The sequence below is a fragment of the Ruegeria alba genome (genome assembly GCF_022321465.1).
Lineage (GTDB): Bacteria > Pseudomonadota > Alphaproteobacteria > Rhodobacterales > Rhodobacteraceae > Ruegeria_B > Ruegeria_B alba.
On sequence record NZ_JAKOEM010000009.1, the window covers coordinates 75,217 to 95,647 of the forward strand.

19 protein-coding genes are annotated in these 20,431 nt (G+C 65.5%); 5 read left to right on the forward strand and 14 right to left on the reverse strand.

Going from position 1 to position 20,431, the window contains the following annotated elements; genetic code table 11:
* Positions 1-7: 7 nt before the first annotated feature.
* Positions 8-2,041 (forward strand): molybdopterin-dependent oxidoreductase, encoded by a 2,034-nt coding sequence (locus tag MB818_RS11860; protein WP_238905201.1) that lies wholly within the window; start codon positions 8-10, stop codon positions 2,039-2,041.
* Here the strand turns inward: MB818_RS11860 and MB818_RS11865 are convergent.
* Positions 2,038-2,745 (reverse strand): GNAT family N-acetyltransferase, encoded by a 708-nt coding sequence (locus MB818_RS11865; protein ID WP_238905202.1) that lies wholly within the window; start codon positions 2,743-2,745, stop codon positions 2,038-2,040. The two genes, MB818_RS11860 and MB818_RS11865, sit on opposite strands and share 4 nt — an antisense overlap.
* An 88-nt stretch (positions 2,746-2,833) precedes the next feature.
* Here MB818_RS11865 and pdxR point away from each other — a divergent pair, with 88 nt between their 5' ends.
* Positions 2,834-4,237 carry a MocR-like pyridoxine biosynthesis transcription factor PdxR gene (gene pdxR / locus MB818_RS11870; RefSeq protein WP_238905203.1) on the forward strand — a complete coding sequence of 468 codons (1,404 nt, stop codon included), beginning with the start codon at positions 2,834-2,836 and terminating at the stop codon, positions 4,235-4,237.
* A gap of 90 nt (positions 4,238-4,327) precedes the next feature.
* On the opposite strand, the gene MB818_RS11875 is transcribed toward pdxR, so the two are convergent.
* From MB818_RS11875 to MB818_RS11900, 6 genes are all read right to left on the reverse strand, one after another.
* Complete coding sequence (locus tag MB818_RS11875) at positions 4,328-6,163, reverse strand: BCCT family transporter (protein WP_234139824.1); 1,836 nt, start codon at positions 6,161-6,163, stop codon at positions 4,328-4,330.
* Between the two features lie 107 nt (positions 6,164-6,270).
* Positions 6,271-7,284, reverse strand: a complete 1,014-nt coding sequence (locus MB818_RS11880; RefSeq protein ID WP_238905205.1) for an Ldh family oxidoreductase — start codon at positions 7,282-7,284, stop codon at positions 6,271-6,273.
* A 12-nt stretch (positions 7,285-7,296) separates the two neighbouring features.
* The gene (locus MB818_RS11885) at positions 7,297-7,929 is read right to left on the reverse strand and encodes a DUF3726 domain-containing protein (protein WP_234139826.1); all 633 of its coding nucleotides are present in this window, start codon (positions 7,927-7,929) and stop codon (positions 7,297-7,299) included.
* Entirely contained in the window at positions 7,926-9,614 is a 1,689-nt protein-coding gene (locus MB818_RS11890) for a hypothetical protein (RefSeq protein ID WP_238905207.1), read from the reverse strand. The genes MB818_RS11885 and MB818_RS11890 overlap by 4 nt, the downstream gene beginning before the upstream one ends.
* A gap of 5 nt (positions 9,615-9,619) precedes the next feature.
* On the reverse strand, positions 9,620-10,600 hold the full coding sequence (locus MB818_RS11895; protein ID WP_238905209.1) for a membrane dipeptidase: 981 nt from the start codon (positions 10,598-10,600) through the stop codon (positions 9,620-9,622).
* A complete protein-coding gene (locus MB818_RS11900; protein WP_238905210.1) occupies positions 10,597-12,048 on the reverse strand; it encodes an aldehyde dehydrogenase family protein in 1,452 nt (483 codons plus the stop codon). The genes MB818_RS11895 and MB818_RS11900 overlap by 4 nt, the downstream gene beginning before the upstream one ends.
* Before the next feature lie 102 nt (positions 12,049-12,150).
* Here MB818_RS11900 and MB818_RS11905 point away from each other — a divergent pair, with 102 nt between their 5' ends.
* Complete coding sequence (locus MB818_RS11905) at positions 12,151-13,023, forward strand: LysR family transcriptional regulator (RefSeq protein WP_234184294.1); 873 nt, start codon at positions 12,151-12,153, stop codon at positions 13,021-13,023.
* A 3-nt stretch (positions 13,024-13,026) separates the two neighbouring features.
* On the opposite strand, the gene MB818_RS11910 is transcribed toward MB818_RS11905, so the two are convergent.
* Positions 13,027-13,458, reverse strand: coding sequence for a DUF1489 family protein (locus tag MB818_RS11910; protein WP_238905212.1), 432 nt, complete (start codon positions 13,456-13,458; stop codon positions 13,027-13,029).
* A 131-nt stretch (positions 13,459-13,589) separates the two neighbouring features.
* On the opposite strand from MB818_RS11910, the gene MB818_RS11915 reads away from it, so the two are divergent.
* Both MB818_RS11915 and recO read left to right on the forward strand, forming a co-directional pair.
* Positions 13,590-15,872, forward strand: a complete 2,283-nt coding sequence (locus MB818_RS11915; RefSeq protein ID WP_234165836.1) for an adenosylcobalamin-dependent ribonucleoside-diphosphate reductase — start codon at positions 13,590-13,592, stop codon at positions 15,870-15,872.
* 89 nt (positions 15,873-15,961) lie between these two features.
* Positions 15,962-16,687, forward strand: coding sequence for a DNA repair protein RecO (gene recO / locus MB818_RS11920; RefSeq protein WP_238905214.1), 726 nt, complete (start codon positions 15,962-15,964; stop codon positions 16,685-16,687).
* On the opposite strand, the gene MB818_RS11925 is transcribed toward recO, so the two are convergent.
* From MB818_RS11925 to MB818_RS11950, 6 genes are read right to left on the reverse strand one after another with little or no spacing between them, the layout of a single operon-like run.
* On the reverse strand, positions 16,671-17,066 hold the full coding sequence (locus MB818_RS11925) for an META domain-containing protein (protein WP_234142939.1): 396 nt from the start codon (positions 17,064-17,066) through the stop codon (positions 16,671-16,673). The two genes, recO and MB818_RS11925, sit on opposite strands and share 17 nt — an antisense overlap.
* A 7-nt stretch (positions 17,067-17,073) precedes the next feature.
* Positions 17,074-17,751, reverse strand: coding sequence for a ribonuclease III (gene rnc / locus MB818_RS11930; RefSeq protein ID WP_234139835.1), 678 nt, complete (start codon positions 17,749-17,751; stop codon positions 17,074-17,076).
* Positions 17,748-18,587: a signal peptidase I gene (gene lepB / locus MB818_RS11935; RefSeq protein ID WP_234139836.1), complete on the reverse strand. Its 840-nt coding sequence runs from the start codon at positions 18,585-18,587 to the stop codon at positions 17,748-17,750. The genes rnc and lepB overlap by 4 nt, the downstream gene beginning before the upstream one ends.
* A gap of 32 nt (positions 18,588-18,619) precedes the next feature.
* Positions 18,620-19,066, reverse strand: coding sequence for a holo-ACP synthase (gene acpS, locus MB818_RS11940; RefSeq protein WP_234139837.1), 447 nt, complete (start codon positions 19,064-19,066; stop codon positions 18,620-18,622).
* Positions 19,063-19,683 (reverse strand): LysE family translocator, encoded by a 621-nt coding sequence (locus tag MB818_RS11945; protein WP_238905216.1) that lies wholly within the window; start codon positions 19,681-19,683, stop codon positions 19,063-19,065. The genes acpS and MB818_RS11945 overlap by 4 nt, the downstream gene beginning before the upstream one ends.
* A complete protein-coding gene (locus MB818_RS11950; RefSeq protein WP_238905218.1) occupies positions 19,680-20,426 on the reverse strand; it encodes a pyridoxine 5'-phosphate synthase in 747 nt (248 codons plus the stop codon). The genes MB818_RS11945 and MB818_RS11950 overlap by 4 nt, the downstream gene beginning before the upstream one ends.
* Positions 20,427-20,431: the final 5 nt, after the last annotated feature.

Here is a 20,431-nt window from a genome sequence, read left to right on the forward strand (position 1 = left end):
GACCAAGATGACCCTTACCCTGCCCTCTGTCTGCCCGCTGGATTGCCCGGATACGTGCAGTTTGAGCGTCACTGTCGAGGACGGCCGGGTTGCGCAGGTGCGTGGATCTGCGGCCAATCCCTTTACCGCCGGGGTGATCTGTAACAAGGTCGCGCGCTATTACCCTGATTTCGTGCATGGTCCCCGTCGGCTGACCCACCCCCTGCGCCGCACCGGGCCGCGCGGTTCGGGGGCCTATGAACCCATCAGCTGGGAGGGTGCGCTCGACCTGATCCACGAGGGGTTCTCTCGCGCAATCGCCACAGCTGGGCCGCAGTCGGTGCTGCCGCTGAACTATGCCGGCCCGCATGGAGAGCTGGCAGGCGGCTCGATGGACCGGCGGTTCTTTTACCGGATGGGTGCGACGATGCTGGATCGCGGACCGCTCTGCGGCGGCGTGCGCGGCACCGCGTATACAAGTCTGTTCGGCTCTGCTCCCGGTATGCCACCGGAACAGGCCGAGCTGGCCGACCTGGTATTGGTCTGGGGCAACAATGTCACCGTCTCGAACCTGCATCTGATGCGGGTTCTCAAACGGGTCCGCGCGGCGGGCGGGCGGGTTGTGGTGATCGACCCGCGCCGGATCAAGCTGGCCGAACAATGCGATCTGCACCTGCAACTCCACCCCGGTTCGGACGTGGTGCTGGCACTGGCGCTGGCGGCTGAACTGGAACGACGCGGCGCGCTGGACCATGGTTTCATCGGCAAATGGGTGCTGGGCGCCGACCGGTATCTGGAGGCCGCGCGCACCCATGACGTGGACGCGGTGGTGCGCCATTGCGGGTTGACCCCGGTCGAGTTCCACATGCTGGCCGACTGGATCGCCGGAGCGCGCACCATGGCAACCTCTCTGGGCAACGGGATCGAGCGCGGCCGCTCGGGCGGGGCGGGCCTGCGCGCGGCAATGGCCCTGAACGCGCTGACCGGCCAGCATGGCCGCCCCGGCGCGGGCGTGATCGCCAAGCCCGGCCTCGCCTTTCCGCGCACCACGGCACGACTTCAGGGCGATCATCTGAAGCAGCCCGGAACGCGGGTGTTCAACATCGTCGATGTGGCGGCGCATCTGCTGGACGACAGGCTCGACCCGCCGATCCGTGCGCTGATGATCTACAATCACAACCCGGTGGCGACACATCCGGACCAGTCCAATATGATCCGCGCGCTCAACCGGCCGGATCTGTTCATCGTCGGCGCCGATGTGACCATGACCGACAGCATGGCCTATTGCGACGTGATCCTGCCCGCCGCCAGTCATTTCGAGTTCGACGATATCTATGGCGCCTATGGGCAGACCTGGCTGCAACGGGCCGAACCGGTGATTGCCCCAGTGGGTGAGAGCCTGCCGAATACCGAGATCTTCCGCAGGCTGGCCGCCCGGTTCGGCTATGACGAGCCCGAGTTCCGCGACAACGACGCGGCGCTGATGGACCAGGCGATAGACGGCACCGATCCGCGTTTGGGGGGCCATGCGCCCAGTCAAATGCCGACCGATCGCGCGTTGGATATGGCAAGGCCTTCCGATGCACCGCTGGTGATGTGCGACACCGTGATGCCCGCCACGCCCTCGGGGCGGATCGAGCTGTACAGTCAGGATCTGGAGGATCGGTTCGGCTGCGGCCTGCCGCGCCATGATCCGGTTGCGCCCGACCTGCCCTTTACCCTGATCACACCCAGTTCGTCGAAACGGACCAATGCCACCTTTGGCGGCCATAGCGACAGCCTTGACCCCGAGACGGTCGAGATGCATCCGCAAGATGCCGCGCGGCTGGGTCTCAGCGATGGCGACCCCGTGGTTCTGCGCAATGGGCGTGGCGCGGTGGCGTTGCGGCTGAAGATCACCGACGCCACCCGGCCCGGCGTCCTCTACAGCCCCAAGGGCACTTGGCTCGAAAGCTCGTCCACCGGGCAGACGGTGAATGCGCTGATCCCCTCGGATATCCGAACAGATATCGAGAGGGGCGCCTGTTACAACGAGACCTTTGTTGAGGTGGATCGGGCCTAGGCCCGGTCGTCGCCCAAACTGCGGCGTTGCTGACCGTCGGGGGTGAAATTCTCGGGCGCCAGCCAATCGACAAAGCGCTGCCGCAGTTCGGGCCAGTCGCGATCCAGGACCGAGAACCAGGCCGTATCGCGATTGCGGCCCTTGTAGACGATGGCCTGTTCGAACAAACCGTCATAGTGAAACCCCAACCGTTCCGCTGCCCGGCGCGACGGCGCGTTCAGCGCGTCGCATTTCCACTCGAAACGACGATAGCCCAGCGTGTCGAAGGCATGAGACATCATCAGGAACATCGCCTCGGTCGCCACCCGGCTGCGTTGCAGAACCGGCGCAAAGGCGATGCCGCCAACCTCGATCACCCCATGCTCGGGCTGGATGCGCATATAGCTGGCAATGCCCTGCGCCTGCCCGCTGACCCTGTCGCAAATGGCGAAATAGAGCGGGTCCTCGGTGTTGCTCATCGCCTCCAGAAACGCCGTCATGTCAGCCTGCCCGTCAAATGGACCAAAGGGCAGATAGGTCCATCCATGCCCCTCGGTATCGGCGGCGAAGGCGTGCCAGAGATCGGCGCCATGACGGGCCGCCTGCAACGGCTCCAGCCGGGCAAAGCTGCCTTCCATCTGCTGCCGCCGGGGTCTTGGGCATCCCCGCCATCCCGGCAGTGCCGCCCCGATCGGCTGACCCAGTTCGTTTCTGCGTTCCATCATCTCCGTCCCTCCTGCGCTACTCTCTGTTTGCCCATAAGGTGGACAGCCGTTAACCTCCAAAATCAGAATAAACAGGCAAACCAATTTCATGAGCCAGACCTCTTGGCCCGCCATCTCGATCGAGCGCAACAGCCCGGTGCCGGTCTTTGAACAGATCTGTAGCGCCATCCGCGCCCGTGCCAGTACCGGCGCCCTGCCCGAGGGCACAGCGGTGCCGCCCACACGGATACTGGCGGTCGAGCTTGGCGTGTCCCGCTCGACGGTGGTAACCGCCTATGAGCAGTTGGTGGCCGAAGGGTATCTGCGCGCGCGCCAGGGCTCGGGCCATGTTGTCTGTGCCATGGGGGAAGTCGAGACCGCCCCGCCGGCCGCGCGCGCCCGACCGACGCAGGTCGAAACCGCCCCCGCCAAAGCGCGTCCTTTCGTGGCGGGCACGCCGGACATGCGGCTGTTTCCCTACCGGCAATGGGCGCGCACCGTGGCACGGCTCTGCCGCTCGAACCCGCAGGCGATGTTCACGACCGGTGACGCTTTCGGCAATCCGGCGCTGCGCGGCGCCATCGCTGCACATCTGCGCGACTGGCGCGGGGTCGAGGCCGCGCCCGAACAGATCATCATCACCGCCGGGGCCACCGATGCGCTGGAACTGTGCATGCGCAGCCTGTCGCGTCCCGGCGAGGTCATCGCGCTCGAGGATCCGGGCTATGGCCCATTGCGCAGCTTTGCCAAGGCACAGGGCTTGCAGCCGGTCTTTCTGCCGCTCGACGAACAGGGGGCGACGCTGCCGCCACCCGACACAGCGCCGCGACTGGCGGTGCTGACCCCCTCGCATCACTATCCGCTGGGCGGTGCCATGTCCCCCAGCCGTCGCAGTGCCTGGACACAATGGGCGCGGTCCGGCGATGCCTGGATCATCGAAGACGACTATGACAGCGAGTTCCGCTATGCCGGGCGCCCGATCCCCGCCATGGCCGGGTTCGATCCGCTGAGCCGCACCATCTATGTCGGCTCCTTTTCCAAGATCTTCTCGAACGCGCTGCGACTGGGCTACCTGATCGCGCCCGAACCGCTGCTGGAGCCGTTCCGCCAGACCGTGCGCCGGTTCGGGGTCCGGGCCAGTTCGATGCCGCAGCAGGCATTGGCCGAGTTCATGTCGAGCGGCGAGTTCTACCGGCATCTGCGCCGGGTGCGGCGGGTCTATGGCGAGCGCCGGCGCTTTCTGCTGGACCGGCTGGCGCGGGAGTTTGCCGAATATGGAACCGCCGCCGACCATCAGGCCGGAATGCAGACGGTGCTGCACCTGCATCCCGGCCTTGATGACATGGCGCTGGCCGAGCGCGCCCGTGCGGCGGGGCTGACCGTTTCCGCCCTCTCGCGCTATTGCGCGGTGCCGGGGCGCGGCAACGGGCTGATCCTGGGGTTCTGCGCCTTTTCCGAAGACGAGATGGACCCGGCCCTGGACACGCTGCGTGCCCTGCTGGAGACGGCATGACACATAAAAGCGAAACGGACCCGCGCCAATCCGGCACAGGCCCGTCTGCAAGGGTCGGGGCCGGGCGGCAAACCGCCCGGCACATTGGCTTTACTCGGCCGGCTTGCCCACGGTCAGGCCCAGCTTTTCACGTTTTCCATCGCGATAAAGCGCCTTGACCAGCGACACGCACATCAGCCCCATCACCACGGTAAAGGGCAGAGCACCGATGATCATTGCGCTCTTCAGCGCCTCCATCGGGTCGGCGCCGCCATTGGTCTTGCCCGCGATCAGCAGCGTACCGATCACCGCGGTCAGGATCACGCCCCAGACGATCTTGTGCTTGTTGCCGACTTCCTGATCGCCGCCCGACATGATGGTGTTCATCACCAGGATGCCCGAGTCCGCCGAGGTGACGAGGAAGGTCATGATCAGCACAACGCACATGACGGTAATCGCCGACAGGAACCCACCCGACAGCATCTGGCCCAGGGTCACGAACAGCTTGGCGGTGTTCGACGCGCCGATGATGGCGCCATTGGCATTGCCGGTCAGTTCCAGGTCGATGGCGGTGCCGCCCAGGATGGTCATCCATGCAAAGCAGACCAGCGCCGGGGCGAACAGGCAGCCGACGATGAATTCACGCACCGTGCGACCGCGCGAGATGCGCGCCAGGAACAGGCCCACAAAGGGCGAGAACGCGATCCACCAGGCCCAGTAGAAGGTGGTCCAGCCTGCCTGCCAGCCGAATTGACGGCCCGGCTCGCCCGCGGCATAGGCTGCGGCCAGAACCTCGTCGGACAGTGCGGCGGCTTCGCCTTCGAGGCCGGATTTGAACCCGTCAAACGAGCCCCAGGCATTGGTCGCCCCACCGCGCAGCGCGTCGGCATAGGGGGCGGCCTCGGTCGGCAGAGCGGCGGCAAAAGCGGCCGGATCCTGCGGGCCATAGGCGCCAAAGCTGATCGAGAGGAAGTGGAGGATATAGTCGACCAGCGCCGTGGCATAGGTCGTCATGGCGAACAGGAACGAACCAAACACCACAAAGGTGAACAGCAGGATCAGCGACATCACCAGGTTGAGGTTCGAAAGATACTTCACGCCGCGGCCCACGCCCGATACCGCCGAAATGACCGACAGACCCATGATCACGAAGAGGCCCGAGATCAGGCCGACGGTGCCCGGTGCAGGCGCCTCGCCGGTCATGTCCATCATCCATTCCATGCCGGTGATGGCATACATGCCATCGATGAACTGCGACACGCCAAAGCCGATGGTCACCGACACGCCAAGGATGGTTGCCACCACGCCCAGAATGTCGACCACATGGCCCAGGAACCCGTTCATCAGCGGGCCGAACAGCGGTGTCAGCGCCGAACGGATGGTCAGCGGCATGTCACGGGTATAGGCGTAATAGGCCAGCGCCAGGCCGGTCACCACATAGATCGCCCAGGCGTGAAAGCCGTAATGGGCAAAGGTGTAGCGATAGGCCGATTGCAGTGCCTCCTCGGAGTTGCCGGCAACAGCGCCCGAAACCACGACAGGGTTCGAGCCCCACAGGCCCAACGGTTCGGCGGTGGCGAACACCATCAGGCCGACGCCCAGACCGGCACCGAACATCATCGAGAACCAGGAGAAGTTGGAGAACTCGGTGCCCTCGCCGGGCCGGCCCATGATCCGCTTGCCGGTCTGCGGCAGCGCCGCCAGCACGAACAGGAACACGGCAAAGAAGCCGACGATGACGATGTAGAAGACGTTGAAATCCTCCAGCAGACGCCAGTTCAGGCTGCCCAGAACGCCATTGGCATTCGCGGGCCAGACCAGGGCCCAAAGGACCAGGCCGACCATGATCGCCTTGGAGAACAGCGCGATCTCGACGCTATGTCCCTGATAGAAACCGGACGCGGCCCTTTTGACCTCGATCTCGGTGAATGGTGGTTTTACTGACATGCGATCCCTCCCTGACGCAACAATTTGCTTACTCTAGCGATCCCGCGCCGGTCAGAGTGACGCAGGACCGATGGTTTTTGTCGCAGAAGCGACGTCTGAAATGTCGCTTATGCCGCGATGATCTTTTCGATCCGTTCGAGGGTCGCGACGTTGACCGCGACTCCCTCTTCGCGCGAGAGGAGTCGGCGGGCGCGACGCCCGTCGCCGGGCAAATGTGCGTTGTCCTGATCATGAACCGCCCCCGCCAGACGCGCAACCAATGGGGCAAACCGGTCACCCGAAGTCGCGCCGGGGTCGATCGCGATAAAGAACTGGCCGGTGCGCGGCGGCCCTCCCGCCGTGCCGGAAAAGGGCGAAGCGTCGATGCCCAGCGTCGCGCCCGTCAGCGCGGCGGCCATGGTCTCGACCAGCAGGGCAACCCCGACTCCCTTGTAGCCCCCCGATGGCGCCATCGAGCCTTTCAACCCGACCTCAGGGTCGGTGGTGGGGTTGCCGTCGGCGTCCAGTGCCCAGCCGACCGGGATCGGCTTGCCCTCGCGGGCGTGTTTCATCACTTCGCTCTTGGCGATGGTGCTGGCGCTCTGGTCGATCAGGATCGCCGGTTCACCATCCTCACCCGGCACGGCAAGCGAGAACGGGTTGGTGCCGACCACCGGTTTCGATCCGCCCGAGGGCGCGATCGAAGCGGGCGCATTGGTAAAGCCCAGCCCCACCAGCCCCGCCCGCGCAAGACGGGCGGTGTGATATCCCAGCACGCCGCAGTTATAGCTGTTGCGGATCGCCAGAACGGCAACGCCCTGGCTGCGCGCCAGCGGCATCAGCTGGTCAAAGCCGAGATCGATCGCAGCATGGGCAAACCCGGTCGCCGCATCCGCAGTCAACACCGAGGGCGCGGGCCGGTCGAGCCGGGGTTCGGCCCGCCCGTCGACCTTGCCGCATTGCACATGCTCGCAATAGATCGGGATATAGAGCAACCCGTGGCTGGCGATACCGTCGGCCTCGGTCGCGGCGGTGGCCACGGCCAATGGCCGGGCATTGGCCTCGGAGGTGCCAGCGGCCACCAATGCGCGAAAGCTCAGATCTTCGATCTCGTCCAGGCTCAGGGTGCGGGTTTCGGTCATGGGGTCCTCGGTTCAGTCATTGTCGGAAAGCCCCGCGCCTGCGCCCTTCAACCGGGATTCCTCGGTTGCGGGGGCATAGGTGCGATGGGCGAAACGGTTCAGGGTGGCCCAGGTCTCGGGCGCGGGTTGGGCGCGGCTGCGCATGGGCGTCGCGGCGTCGATCTGGCCGCCCAATGTCACCTCGACCAGAGGCGCAAGGTCCGGTGTCGCGCCGGAAAGGTCGAGCGCCTTACCATCGGTGACGGCACATCCGCCCTCCCAGCGCAGGGAAACCGGGCGACCGATCTGCTGCGCGATCAGCGCGGCAAAGGGCACCAGCAGCGCGGGCCGGGCCACCTGTTCCAGCCGAAACCCTGCATCGGACAGCTCTGCCGCGCGATCCGAAAGCGCCGCCCCCGCCGCCAGCGGGCAGAGCGTGCCGCCCGGCGCGGCCCAGGTCATGCCCCTTGGGTCGGGAGAAAGATCGGCAAGCGGCACCCCATCGACCCGGGTCAGCAGCGCGGCCAGTTCGGCGCAGGCGTCAATGTCATGGGCGGCCAGCCAGCGGGTCGCCTTGGCCGCCTCTTCGGCAAGGCCCCAGGGATAGCCCGCGCCACGCGTCGCGCGCTTGGCGGTGGCCTCGATCTCGTTGAGGGAAAAGCTCATGCCGGCACCTCTGGATAGACCCAGTCATCCGCCGTCTCGGGCGAAAGCTCCTCGGGGTATGGCGCACCCGCATACATGCAAATCCGCACCCAGCGATCCGAACGGGGGTCGAAATGGATAGCGCCAAAGAAGGCAAGTTTCGCCCGCAGCATGTCGATGGGCAGCACCGAGGCGCTGATCGTGTTGTCGTGGATCTCGCCATATGGGGCCACTCGGCTCATCTGGGCGCGGCGCACGGTGTGGCGGTGCTCTGGATGGGCCAGCAGGAATTCCGCCACCGGACGGGCACCGTCCCAATCGGCCAGTGCCGCATGGGCCGCCGCCGCATCGCGGGCCGGGGCCAGCGGCTGTTCGTACTCGGCAATCGGCTCGTCGAACCGCTCGCCCAGACGCGGCTCCAGCTTCTCCTCGGAGACATACCAGGCGCGGGCGCAGTTTTCGGGCGCCGACCAGTCGAGGTCAAAGGCCCAGGCGTAGCTGGCCGCGATCAGGCCGCGCAGTTCCGAGATCGGCATGGCCCCGTCGATGCGAAACGCGCCCGGATTGCCATCGGCCATGCAGCTGGCCAGACCGTCCACCAGATCGGGATAGGGTTCCAGGATCAGCGAGGCGACCAGTTCCTGCCCCTCCTCACTGAGCGCGCCCTCGGCCCAGCGCATCAGCCGGTCCCAGGGGTGATCGTTCAACAGGTCATCGCCCGTCACATGGCGCGAGAGCACCTCCATGTCGCGGCGCAGATCGGCCAGTTTCTCAAGCTGGATCGGGTGTTCGGAACGCCACTGGCCCAGCGACACCTCGCTGCGCCTCAGCATCCGGCGAAACTGCGCGGCCGCGTCGGGGCTGGCGGTGGCGACACTGCGCACCCGGGCAATCGCCTCTTCCCGGGCCATGACCCAGTTGTTGAACAGGACCGGGTGGTTGACGATATAGGGCGCCATGCCCAGACCGGTGGAATTGCCGATGCCCATCCGCCGCGCCAGCGCCGGGTCCAGATCGACCGCGCCTTCACCGCCCTTGGCCCGTGCCATGTGCTGCACCAGATCGCGCACGAAGACACGGGTCAGATAGACCGACAGCATCTCGGCCTGAAACGGCACCTGCATCTCGGGGCGGTCGGCGATCTGCTCGCGATCCGCCGCGCCCAGCTTGCCCGAGCCATAGACGGCGGTGGTGCGCATCAGATAGCCCACCTTGTCGATCTCGGCGCGGTCGGGCTGTTGCCCGCTCGCCAGCGCGTCGACCACATGCGCCCAGAGCCGCACAGACCGGTTGGCCCGGCTGACCGAAATTTCGCACTCGCTTACCCGGCCCGCCTCTTGCAGCGGCACGTTCTGCGACAGCCGGTTGATGTCGTCCTCGGTCGGGCTCCCGTCGAACAGGGTGAATGTGGCATCCCAGGCGGTGGCGATCACCCGGTCCGAACGCATCTCGGGCGGCAGGTCATGGGCAAAGGCCACCAGCGAATAGGCACGGTCGGGCCCCTGCGCGGTATAGACCGCATGGCCCACACCCGCCGCGTCGATGCGGAATACCGGGCGCGAAAAACTCCAGTTCTCGCGCGCCATGCGCCGGGTCAGGATGCGCATGAAGCTGAGGCGGCATTGATGCAGCGACCCCAGCCGCGACAGCCGCATGACTGTCGCCGGATCCCTGCGTTGGATGTGCCTGTTCGGGGCGGTGTCCATCTCTCTCATCCTTGCGGGACGAAGTTCTGGGCAAAGAACCTGTACCAGTTCCCGCCCATGATCCCGGCCACTTCGTCCTTGTTCAGGCCGGTCGCGCGTAACCCGTTCTCGATATTTCCAAAATCGCGATTGTCCTGGAACCAGTGCGGCATCGGGGGAAAGCCCGGCGCGCTGGCGGAACCCTCGCCAAAGTCGATCTCCTTGGACCAGCGCCCGGTGCGCATCCATTCCACCACGCTGTCGGGCTGGTCCTGGCACAGGTCGGTGCCGATCCCCAGATGGTCGACTCCGTACCGCTCGGCGGTGCGGGCGATCATCTCGCAGAAGCTGTCCAGCGTGCAGGCCGACTTGTCCTTCAGGTGATGGGGGTAGACCGAAAAGCCCAGCATGCCGCCGTTTTCGGTCACCGCCCGGATCACATCGTCACGCTTGTTGCGCAGGGCCGGGGCCCAGTCATGCGGGTTGGCATGAGTGATGGCGATGGGGCGTTCCGAGATCTCGGCGGCCTCGATGGTCGAGCGGTCGGCGGAATGGCTCATGTCCACCACCAACCCCACCCGGTTCATCTCCTTGATGACCTGACGGCCCATGCGGGTGATGCCCGCATCCTCGGCCTCGTAACAGCCGGTCGCCAGCAGCGACTGGTTGTTATAGGTCAACTGCATGAAGCGCGCGCCCAGCGTGTGCAGGATCTCGACCAGCCCGATATCGTCCTCGATCGGGCTGGGGTTCTGGAACCCGAAAAAGATCGCGGTGCGCCCGGTCTCGCGCGCGATGTCGATATCGCCGGCCCATTGCCCCTTCATGATCAGGTCGGGGAATTGCTCGAACCAGCGGTTCCATTTCTCGAAATTCAGGACCGTCTCACGAAAGCTTTCGTGATAGGCGATGGTGACATGCACCGCATCGACATGGCCCGCGCGCAGCTGGCGAAAGATCTTTTCCGACCAGTTGGCATATTGCAGGCCGTCGATGCGATAGCTCATTGTGGTGCCCCCGCGCTGATGTAAGCGGTCTTGACCGTGGTATAGAACTCGGCCGCCGCCTTGCCCTGTTCGCGCGGCCCGTAAGAGCTGTCGCCGCGGCCACCAAACGGCACGTGGTAATCGGTGCCCGCCGTCGGCAGGTTCACTGTCACCACCCCGGTGCGCGCGTTGCGGCGGAAATGGGTGGCGCGTGCCAGCGACTGGGTGACGATGCCCGAGGTCAGGCCGAAGTTGGTATCGTTCACCACGCTCAGCGCCTCGTCATAGCTGCCGACCTTGATCACGCTGGTCAGCGGCGCGAACATCTCTTCGCGGTTGATGCGCATGGTGTTGGTGGTGTTCAGGAACACGCCGGGCGACATGTAATAACCGTCCTGCGGCATATCGAGCCGCTGGCCGCCGCAGGCCAGTTCGGCGCCCTCGGACTTGCCCAGATCGACATAGGCGAGGTTCTCGTCCAGTTGTTGCTGGCTCACCACCGGGCCCATCTGAGTGCCCTCGGCCAGCGCATGACCCACCTTCATCGCCTGCGCGCCCGCCACCAGCTTCTCGACAAAGGCATCGTGGATGGCCGCGTGCACCACCAGCCGCGAACTTGCGGTGCATTTCTGCCCGGTGCCGCCAAAGGCACCGCCCAGCGCCAGCGTCACGGCAAGATCCAGATCGGCGTCATCCATCACCGCCAGCGCGTTCTTGGACCCCATCTCCATCTGCACCTTGGTCAGGTTCTGGATGGCGGCGGAGGCGATACCCTTGCCCACCGGCACCGAGCCGGTGAAGGAAATCGCGTTGACCAGCGGGCTTTCCACCAGCCGCTGACCAATGCTGCGACCCGAGCCCATGACCAGGCTGAACAGGCCCTTGGGGATGTCCTGGCGCGCGATGATCTCGGTCAGCGCCACGGCGCTGGCCGGGGTGATATTGGCCGGTTTCCACACCACCGCATTGCCATAGCAAAGCGCGGGCGCGATCTTCCACGAGGCAGTGGCGGTGGGAAAGTTCCACGGGCTGATCACCGCAACGACGCCCACCGCCTCGCGGCGCACGTCGATCTCGACGCCCGGGCGCACGCTGTCGGCATTCTCGCCCAGCTGGCGCAGGCATTCGGCGGCGTAATAGGTAAAGAACTGACCGGCGCGATAGACCTCGCCCTTGCCCTCGGCCAGCGGTTTGCCCTCTTCGCGGCTGAGCAGGGTGCCCAGTTCCTCGGCCCGGGCCATCAGCTCGGTGCCGATGGCCATCAGCACCGCCTGCTTGCGCTCCATCCCGTAGGCCGCCCATTCCGCCTGGGCGCGCCGGGCCTGAAGCAGCGTCCCATCGAGCTGATCGGCGCTGGCCTGGGCAAACATACCAACCAGATCGCTCAGGTCCGACGGGTTGCGGTTTTCGATTTCAGCTTCGCCCGCCAGCCATTCGCCCGCGATGAGATTGAGTTTTGTGTCCGACATGCCTCTGGCCCAGTTCCTCGAATGAATTGGGTCATGGTGGACTCCGCGCACCATATCGGTCAAACTTAAACTTCTTAATGAAATTTCAGGTTTTCTGAACTCATGATCAAGATCGAGATGCTGCGCTGTTTCAGCACTGTTGCACAAACAGGAAACCTTGCCGATGCCGCAATGCGGATGGGGCGGACTCAGTCTGCGCTGTCGATGACCCTGAAACAGTTGGAGGAGCATCTGGGCCAGCGCCTGTTCGAGAACGAGCGCAAGAACCGCCTGACCCCGCTGGGACAAGAGGTGTTCCGCTTTGCCCAGCAGCAGTTGCGCCAGTTCGACGATACCATACAGGCGATCGAGGCGGCGGCGCGGGCGCCGCAGGGGCTGCTCAGGGTGGCGTCGATCCCCTCTGCCTCTGGTCTGGCGCTGCCAGGCGCGATCGAGACGATGATGCAGCGCCATCCTTCGCTGGATCTGGAACTGCGCGACATGGATAGCGGCAGGGTGGTGGATGCGATCCTGCAAGGGCAGGCCGATCTGGGCATTGTCTCGGGCCAACCGGTGCTGAACGGGGTCGAAAGCGAAACCCTGTTCGAAGACGCCTATGGCCTGCTTTGCGCCACCGGTCATCCGCTGGCGCAGCAACCACAGGCACCCGATATCGACGCGGTCTTTGCCTCGGGCTTCATCCGCAACAGCCTGTGCGGGCTGATCGAGGCGCCCGAGATACGCGCCGCCCTGCCCCGCGCCCGGATCACCGTGCACAACACCCATTCGCTGTTGGCGATGGTGCGGACGGGCAAATGGGTGACGATCCTGCCGCGCTCGGTGGCACGGGTACAGCCGACAGAGCTTACATTCCGCCCCATCGCCGGGCTGGAGGAACAGCGCAGCGTGTCTCTCTTGATCCACACCCGGACCCAGTTCCCGCAGCTGGTCGCGGAATTCGCCGACATCCTGCGTCACAGCCCCTGGACCGGCTGAGGTTCAGATCACCCCGATCTCGGCCAAGGCCCGGTTCAGGTCCTCGGGCAACGCATCGTCCTGCGCGCGTCCCTTGGGCAGGTCGGGCGGCGTGTCGGCGGGGTTCAGATAGCGCCAGCCCTGAAACGGGCGTTTCTGGGTGCTGTGGGTGCGGTGCAATTCGGGGTCGAGCACCAGCGCGCAATGCCGGGTACCGTCCTGCCCGTTCACCTCGTCCATCCGCAGCACCCGCTGGCGGCACTGGATCAACCCCTTGATCACCCAATAGATCGAACCGCCCGCCAGGATCTCGCTCTCGCGTTTGGGCCACATGCGGGTGACATGGCGCGGCAGCCCGTCCGGCGTCTGCGTCCGCCGCATCGCCTGCCATTCGGCAAGGTTGTCGACGCTTTCCGTCCCGACGCTGAGCTTGATCAGATTGAGGTAGTTATCCACAGCTTTCCCACAGAGTCGTCCAGAGACCCACCTTGATATTGTAGCTCACCCCACCCGGGCATCAAGCAGTTGTGGCCTACCTCACATTTGGTTTAGTCTGGATGTCTCTTCCAGCACGAGGGAATCATCCGATGAGCCGTTTCGCCGCCCCCATCGCCGAGCAGATTTGGGACATGAAATACCGTTTCAAACAGGCGGACGGCACCCCGATCGACCAGACGGTCGAGGACAGCTGGCGCCGCATCGCCCGCGATCTGGCCCGCGTCGAACAGGATCCCGACCGCTGGGAGCGGGAATTCTACACCGCGCTGGAGGATTTCAAATACCTGCCCGCCGGGCGCATCACCGCCGGTGCGGGCACCGCGCGGCAGGTGACGCTGTTCAACTGCTTTGTCATGGGCACCATCCCCGACAGCATGGGCGGCATCTTCGAGATGCTGAAAGAGGCGGCGCTGACCATGCAGCAGGGCGGCGGCATCGGCTATGATTTCTCGACCATCCGCCCGCGCGGCGCCGATGTAAAGGGCGTGGCCGCCGATGCCTCGGGGCCGCTCAGCTTCATGGATGTGTGGGACGCCATGTGCCGCACCATCATGTCCGCCGGTTCCCGCAGGGGCGCGATGATGGCGACCATGCGCTGCGACCATCCCGATATCGAACAGTTCATCGCCGCCAAGTCCGACCCCGCCCGCCTGCGCATGTTCAACATGTCGGTGCTGGTCACCGATGCCTTCATGGAGGCGGTCAAGGCCGATGGCTCGTGGGAGCTGCAATTCGACGGCAAGGTCTATCACACGGTCGAGGCACGCACCCTGTGGAACAGGATCATGCAGGCCACCTATGATTATGCCGAACCGGGCGTGATCTTCATCGACCGCATCAACGCGGCCAACAACCTGAACTATGTCGAAACCATCGCCGCCACCAACCCCTGTGGCGAACAGCCCCTGCCGCCCTATGGCGCCTGCCTGTTGGGCTCGATCAACCTGGCGCGGTTGGTGACGAACCCGTTCGAAGACGCAGCCGAACTGGACCCCGAGGCGCTGCAAAAGCTGGTCGCGACCGCCGTGCGGATGATGGACAACGTGGTCGATGCCTCGAAATTCCCGCTGCCCGAACAGGCCGCCGAGGCGCAGAACAAGCGCCGGATCGGGCTGGGCGTGACCGGGCTGGCCGATGCGCTCTTGATGCTGGGCCTGCGCTATGGCAGCGACGAGGCCGCCAAGCAGACCGAGGACTGGCTGCACGCCATCGCCCGCGCGGCCTATCTCGCCTCGGTCGAGCTGGCCAAGGAAAAGGGCGCCTTTCCCCTGTTTGACGCCGAGAAATACCTGGCCTCGGGCACCATGCGGGCCATGGACGAGGATGTGCGCGAGGCGATCCGCGCCCATGGCATCCGCAACGCGCTGTTGACCTCGATCGCGCCCACCGGGACCATCTCGCTCTATGCCGGTAACGTGTCTTCGGGGATCGAACCGGTCTTTGCCTATGCCTATACCCGCAAGGTGCTGCAAAAAGACGGCAGCCGGACCGAGGAAGAGGTGGTCGATTACGCGGTGCAGATGTGGCGCGACAAGTTCGGCGACACGCCCCTGCCCGACTATTTCGTCAACGCCCAGACGCTGGCGCCTGCCGATCACGTGCGGATGCAGGCGGCGGCGCAGAAATGGATCGACAGCTCGATTTCCAAGACCATCAACTGCCCCGAGGATATCTCGTTCGACGAGTTCAAGGACGTCTACATGCAGGCCTGGGATCTGGGCTGCAAGGGCTGCACCACCTACCGGCCCAATGATGTGACCGGTTCGGTCCTGACGGTCTCGGAAAGCGCCGACAAGGCGCCGGGTGAAAGCGCCCATGCGCCGCACGAGTTCGAAGGTGGCGACGTTATCTATATGTCCGAACCGCTGGACCGGCCCGAGCATCTCGAAGGCAACACCTACAAGATCAAGTGGCCCGACAGCGAGCATGCGCTCTACATCACCATCAACGACATCATCATCAACGGTCACCGCCGCCCGTTCGAAGTCTTCATCAACTCCAAGAACATGGAGCATTTCGCCTGGACCGTGGCACTGACCCGGATGATTTCGGCAGTGTTTCGGCGCGGCGGCGACGTGTCCTTTGTGGTCGAAGAGTTGAAGGCCGTGTTCGACCCGCGCGGCGGTGCCTGGGTCAAGGGCAAGTACATCCCCTCGATCCTGGCGGCCATTGGCGGGGTGATCGAACAGCACCTGATCGCCATCGGTTTTCTCGAAGGCGAGGGCATGGGCCTGAAATCGGACCCGCAGGCGCAGGTGGTGAATGGCGACGCGCCGCGCGGCAAGGCCTGCCCCAGCTGCGGCCAGTTCGACATGCAGATGGTCGAGGGCTGCATGACCTGCCGCAGTTGCGGCCATTCCAAATGCGGTTGAGGCCCAGACGGGCCTGAACCGCGCGGGCGGGCCTTGCGGTCTGCCCCCGGATGCGGCCATTCTGGCCCCGAACGAGCGTGAGGGGCGACATGGATTGGCGTGATCAGGGTATCCTGCTTTCCGTGCGTCGCCACGGCGAGACGTCGGCCATCATCGACACCTTTACCGCCAGCCATGGCCGCCATGCGGGCGTGGTGCGGGGTGGTACCAGCCGCCGCATCGCGCCGATCCTGCAACCGGGGGCGCAGCTCGACCTCAGCTGGCGCGCCCGGCTGGAGGAGCATCTGGGCAGTTTCACGGTGGAACCGCTGCGCTCGCGCGCGGCGGCGGCGATGTCGGGGCGGCTGGCGCTGGCCGGGCTGAACGCGGTTGTCTCGCTCTTGTCCTTTTGCCTGCCCGAGCGCGAGGCGCATCCCCGACTATACAAGCAGTCCGAACAGCTGCTGGACCTGCTGGGTCAGGACGAGATCTGGCCGCTGGCCTATCTGCGCTGGGAGCTGGCGCTGCTTGACGCGCTGGGCTTTGGCCTTGACCTGAGCGCCTGCGCGGTGACCGGCGCCAGCGACGATCTGGTCTATGTCTCGCCGCGCAGCGGGCGCGCGGTCAGCGCGGGGGCCGCAGGCGAATGGGCCGACCGGCTGTTGCCGCTGCCCCCCTGCCTGCGCGGCGAAGGCCCGGCATCGGATCCAGAGATCGCACTGGCCCTGCGCACCACCGGCTATTTCCTGGAACACCGCGTCGCGCCCGCCCTGGGCCATGCGCCGCTGCCGCAGGCGCGCGAGCGGCTGATCGACCTGATCAGTCGGCTGCCCTGAACAGCATCTCGTGCCCGGCCTCGTTGCGCAGAATCAGCACCGCGCCCGAGACCTCGATCTGTTCCATCGCCAGCAATGCGGCGAAAAAGACCCCCTCGGCCTCAAGCTCTGGACAGGCGGCGCGGGTGGCGACCAGATCGGCGATTTCGAACCACGGATAGGGCGCGTCCAGCCGGGCGGTAAAACTGTTGCACGGCCCCTGCCCCGCGATCTGGCCCGGTTCGGGAAAGCGCAGCTCTGCCCCGGCGGCAAAGGCGGCGCCGTCGATGCTCTGGGCCTGCCAGACCTGCCCGGCGGCACCATAGGCGGTGGCGGTCTCGTCCTGCCCGCAATATCCCAGCGCCAGCGCGGGCAGCAAAAGGGCGAGGCGGGCCAGCATCGCGGGCCTAGTCCAGACTGTCGAGCAGCTTGCGCGCGGCGGTTTGTTCGGCCTGCCGCTTGGCCCCGGCGGTGGCCTCGGCCCGGCGGCCATCGGCAAGCTCTGCCAGAATGGTAAAGACCGGCGCATGATCGGGGCCAGAACGTTTTACCAGAGTATAACGCGGCGGAGTCTGGCCACGCGCCTGCGCCCATTCCTGAAGCGCGGTCTTGGCGTCGCGCGCGTCGGCCTCGACCTGATGGATACGCGCGCCCCACAGCCGCAGGATCACCGCCTCGGCAGCGGCAAAACCGCCATCGCGATAGACGGCGGCAATCACCGCCTCCATCGCATCACCCAAGAGCGCCAGCTTGCGCCGCCCGCCTGACATCATTTCGGAGCGGCCCAGTTTCAACACAGCGCCCAGATCGACCTCGCGGGCAACCTCGGCGCAGGTCTCCTTGCGCACCAGCGCGTTGAAGCGGGGCGCCAGCTGACCCTCGGTCGCGTCCTTGTCCGCCTCCAGCAATGCCGTCGCCATCACCAGCCCCAGCACCCGGTCGCCCAGAAACTCCAGCCGCTGATTGTCCTGCCGGGTGGCCGAGGAGATCGAACCATGGGTCAGCGCGCGCACCAGCAGTTCGGGCCGCTCGAAAGAGTAGCCCAGCCGCGCCTCAAAGGCCTTCATCTCTGCCGAAAGCTTCACTCGATCCCCTTGAAGAAACGGTCGCTGCGCCAGGTCCAGAAGAACAGCATCGACCGGCCCGCCGACGAGAACATGATACGGTCGGCCCGCCCGATCAGGTTCTCATAAGGCACATAGCCGACCCCACCGGCCGATTGCGGCAGGCGGCTGTCGCTGGAATTGTCGCGGTTGTCGCCCATGAAGAAGTAATGCCCCTCGGGCACCGTGTAGACGCCTGTGTGGTCCGAGGCCTGATTGCCGATATTGACGATCTTGTGACTGACCCCGTTGGGCAGCGTCTCGATCTGGCGCGACTTCTGGCAGATGCCGCCCTCGCCCACCGGGCCGTTCTCGCAGCGCGGGCGCAGGCGCTGGGGGCCTTGTGCCTCGGCCAGTTCCTCGAACACGCCGTCATCTTCCAGCTTTACCGCCTGATCATTGATGTAAAGGACGCCGTCCTTCATCTGGATGCGGTCGCCCGGCAAGCCGATCAGACGCTTGATGAAATCGCGCCCCGAAACCGGATGACGGAACACCACCACGTCGCCACGCTCGGGCGTGCCGCCGAACAGGCGGTCATTATCGCCCTTGGCCCAGCCGCAAACATCCTCGGCGTCGATGTCGATGCCGAATTGCGGCAGCACCAGGCTGGGGCACGAAGCATAGGAATAGCCATAGGCCATCTTGTTGACGAAGAGGAAATCGCCGATCAGCAGCGTTTCCTTCATCGAGCCCGAGGGGATCCAGAACGGCTGAAAGAACAGCGTCCGGAACACGCCCGCGATCAGCAGCGCATAGACGATGGTCTTGATCGTCTCGACAAAGGCATTTCCGGTCTTGGCGGCTTTGCTGGCCATCAGGCTCTCCAGTTGCTGCGGGCGTTTCGGGGCTACATGCGGGGCGGGGCGGGGTAAGTCAAGTTCACCTCCCCCGCCTCGGCGAGCGGACGCGCCTCGATCACGACAAAGGCCTGCGCCCAGGGGTGATCATCGGTCAGGGTGACATGAATGATCGCCTCGTAGCCTTCGGGCGTCATCTCGCGCAGGCGTTCGGCGGCCCAGCCGGTGACTTGCATGACGGGCTGGCCACTGCGCAGGTTGCTGACCGCCATGTCCTTCCAGGCGATGCCCATGCGCAGGCCGGTGCCCAGCGCCTTGGAACAGGCCTCTTTCGCGGCCCAGCGCTTGGCATAGGTGCCGGCGGTGTCGGCGCGACGCTCGGCCTTGCGCTGCTCGATCTCGGTAAAAACGCGGTTGCGAAAGCGGTCGCCAAAGCGGTCGAGCGTGCGCTCGATCCGCTCGATATTGGCCAGATCGGTGCCGATACCCAGGATCATTGCAACCGGGCCGTCAGCAGTTTCAGCGCCGCGCCGCCAAAGAGCAGCGCAAAGCTCAGCTCGAACCAGCGGCGCAGGCGGCGGTATCCCTCGCCGATGGCGCGGGTCGAAAACAGCAGCGCATAGCCCAGAAACAGGCAAGTCGAGGCGGTGATGAGCACAGCGAACAGTGCAAATACGCTTGCCAGAGATGCCGTGGGCGGCAGCGCGATGGCAAAGACCGCACCCCAGCTCAGGATCGCCTTGGGATTGGTCAGGTGGATCAGATAACCACGCAGGAACAGCCGCCGGGCCGTGCCCGTGGCGGTTCTGAAGGGTTTGATGCCTTGCGGGGCCAGGCCCGCGCGCAGGGATTTCACCGCCAGCCAAAGCAGGTAAAGCGCCCCGGCATAACGGACCGTCTCGACGATCCAGACATGGGTCAGCATCAGCGCGCTCATGCCCAGCGCAGCGGCCAATCCCCAACTGGCCGAACCTGCCACGATGCCCAGCGCCACGGCCAGTGCGGCCCCGCGCCCTTCGGCCATGCCGGTACCGGCAATCGTCAGGGTGGCAGGCCCGGGACTGCCGCCCGCCACCAGCCAGCCCAGGACGACAAGGCCAAGCCCGGGTGTCATGCCCGCGCCTCGTCCATCAGGCGGCGCATTTCGGCGATGGCGGGTGTGAGCCCGCGAAAGATCGCCTCGCCGATCAGGAAATGGCCGATATTCAGCTCCCTCACCTCGGGAAAGGCCGCGACCGGCTGCACCGTGTCATAGGTCAGCCCGTGGCCGGCGTGCACCTCGAGCCCCAGCGAATGGGCAAAGGCGGACATTTCGCGCATCGCCTCCAACTCGCGGTCGCGCTTGGCGAAATCGCCCTCGGCATGGGCATCGCAATAGGCCCCGGTATGCAGTTCGATCACCTGCGCGCCGATCCGGTGCGCGGCCTCGATCTGACGTTTGTCGGCGGCGATGAAGATCGATACCCGGCACCCCGCTTCGCGCAGCGGCGCGATGAAATGGGCCAGCCGGTTTTCCTCGCGCGCGACCTCAAGCCCGCCTTCGGTGGTGCGCTCCTCGCGCTTTTCGGGCACGATGCAGACCGCGTGCGGCTTGTGGCGCAGCGCGATCTTCTGCATCTCGTCGGTTGCGGCCATCTCGAAGTTGAGCGGCACGCTGAGCGCCGCCATCAGCCCGTCGATATCGGCATCGGTGATGTGGCGGCGATCCTCGCGCAGATGCGCGGTGATGCCGTCGGCACCGGCCTGCTCGGCCAGGATCGCGGCGCGGATCGGGTCGGGGCTGGCACCGCCGCGCGCGTTGCGCACGGTCGCCACATGGTCGATATTCACGCCAAGACGCAGGTGGGGAACAGACATGACGG